This window comes from Gordonia sp. (in: high G+C Gram-positive bacteria) (assembly GCF_049299075.1).
GTDB lineage: Bacteria > Actinomycetota > Actinomycetes > Mycobacteriales > Mycobacteriaceae > Gordonia.
Genome location: NZ_JBAQWU010000123.1, coordinates 1 through 2,104 on the forward strand (window position 1 = coordinate 1; position 2,104 = coordinate 2,104).

A 2,104-nucleotide genomic window follows, 5' to 3' on the forward strand; every position below is an offset into this window, starting at 1 on the left:
GGCGTAGCGACGTCGCGGCCAGGCCCGGAGCGTAGGTGATGCCGCCGGTGGCTCCGTCGAAGGGCCCGAGCCCGAGCGCGTCGTCCGGTGAAGTGACCGCGCCGAAGGTGAACTCGGCGTTGGTCTGGTCGGCGCAGACTGCGCGCACGGTCAGCGCCGAGGTGACGTCTTCGACGGTGGTGCTCGGTGCTTCGGTGTTCCCGGCGATCACGCTGGTCTCGGCGGAGACGGTGGACAGTGTGGTGCGGGTGGGGGCGTCGGTGCGCGGTGCGACGGACGGGACACGCAGATCGCCGGTGCCCGGCGCGGTGACCGTCACCTGCGGCGGCGCCAGGTCGATCGGGCGGACACCATCGGCGCGGACACTGGATTGCGCGTCGCAGCTGCGCGCTGGATCGGCCGGTGGTGCGTCTGCGGTGGCACAACCGGTCAGGACCAGGGCGGTGGCGAGAGACATCGGAAACAGACCGGTCGCGACACGAGATGATCGGGCACGGGAGCGGCGGGGGCGCGAATCGGACACGTCGTCCAGCTTAGGTGCTGTTCGGAGGGTCGAGTGGTCGGGTACGCCGCTGATTGTGGACAATTGACCCTATGACAGACGCCGCCAGTGACGATCCCGGCCAGGACGATCCCGGCCAACCCGGGACCGGTGCGGCCGGCCGAGCCCGCGGGCTGCTGCTGGTGTTGGTTGGTGTGGCGGTGACGGTCTACCTGGCCGATCTGGCGACCAAGACGCTCGCGGTGCACTATCTGACTCCGGGCGACCCGGTGTCGATCATCGGCGATGCGGTGAGTCTGCGACTGATTCGCAATAGTGGCGCGGCGTTCTCGATGGCTACCGGATACACCTGGGTACTGACCATCGTTGCGCTGCTGGTTGTCGGCGCAATCATCCGGTTCAGCCGTCGACTGGCCTCGCCAGGCTGGGCTATCGGGCTGGGTCTGGTGCTCGGGGGCGCGCTGGGCAACCTGACCGACCGGTTCTTCCGGGAACCGGGCGTGCTGCGCGGCCACGTTGTCGACTTCGTGTCGGTCGGCTGGTGGCCGGTGTTCAACGTCGCCGACTCGGCCGTCGTCTGCGGGGCGGTTTTGCTGGTGGTCCTGACCTTGCTTGGCTACGACTACGATGGCTCGCGTTCGGGCTGGGCAGCACGCAGGCAGAGCGGCCAGACGTCCGCAGCGGGCCAATCCGAAGCCGGTGCCGAATGAGTGCGCGTGAATCGCGCGCCATGCCGGTGCCCGACGGGCTGGCCGGTCTGCGTGTGGACGCCGGTCTGGCTCGGCTGCTCGGTCTATCGCGGACTGTCGCCGCCGGGTTGGCCGATGACGGTGAGGTGACCCTCGACGGTGTTGCGGTCCCCAAATCACACAAGCTGACCGCCGGGGCGTGGCTCGACGTGACGCTGCCCGCTCCCCAGGAGCCGCTGCGCGTGGAGCCGACTCCGGTCGAGAACCTTGACGTGATCTACCACGATTCAGACATCATCGTCGTCAACAAGCCGCCGGGTGTCGCCGCGCATCCGTCGCAGGGCTGGACCGGACCGACGGTCGTCGGGGCGCTCGCCGCGGCCGGATTCCGGATCTCCACCTCGGGGGCCCCCGAACGGCAGGGCATTGTCTCGCGCCTGGACGTCGGCACCTCCGGAGTGATGGTGGTGGCTGCGTCCGAACACGCGTACACGCTGCTTAAGCGCGCCTTCAAGCAGCGTGAGGTCGAAAAGGTCTACCACGCCGTCGTGCAGGGGCAGCTGGATCCGCCGGTGGGGACCATCGACGCGCCGATCGGCCGGCATCCGGGTGCGGACTGGCGGTTCGCGGTGACGGCGAACGGCAAGGAGTCGGTGACCCATTACGAGACCGTGGAGATGTTTGCCGCGGCGTCGTTGATCGACGTCGATCTGGAGACTGGGCGCACCCACCAGATCCGCGTGCATTTCTCCGCGCTGCACCATCCGTGCGTCGGTGATCCGACCTACGGTGCGAATCCGAAGTTGGCCGCCCGGCTGGGGCTGGACCGGCAGTGGCTGCATGCCAGGCAACTGGCGTTCGCGCATCCGGCTGACGGGCGTCGGGTGGAGTTCACGGCGCCGTATCCAGCCGA

At 68.8% G+C, this 2,104-nt stretch carries 2 protein-coding genes and 1 pseudogene; 2 read left to right on the top strand and 1 reads right to left on the bottom strand.

All coding sequences use genetic code 11. From position 1 onward, the window contains the following. Window positions 1–457 (bottom strand): annotated as a pseudogene (locus tag WAW85_RS04200) (hypothetical protein); the annotation flags it as partial. 137 nt (window positions 458–594) lie between these two features. Between WAW85_RS04200 and lspA the strand changes: the two are divergent. Further along, window positions 595–1,212, top strand: coding sequence for a signal peptidase II (gene lspA, locus WAW85_RS04205; protein ID WP_422558393.1), 618 nt, complete (start codon window positions 595–597; stop codon window positions 1,210–1,212). Next, on the top strand, window positions 1,209–2,104 hold an 896-nt coding region (locus tag WAW85_RS04210; protein WP_422558394.1), incomplete at its 3' end, for an RluA family pseudouridine synthase. The genes lspA and WAW85_RS04210, both read left to right, overlap by 4 nt.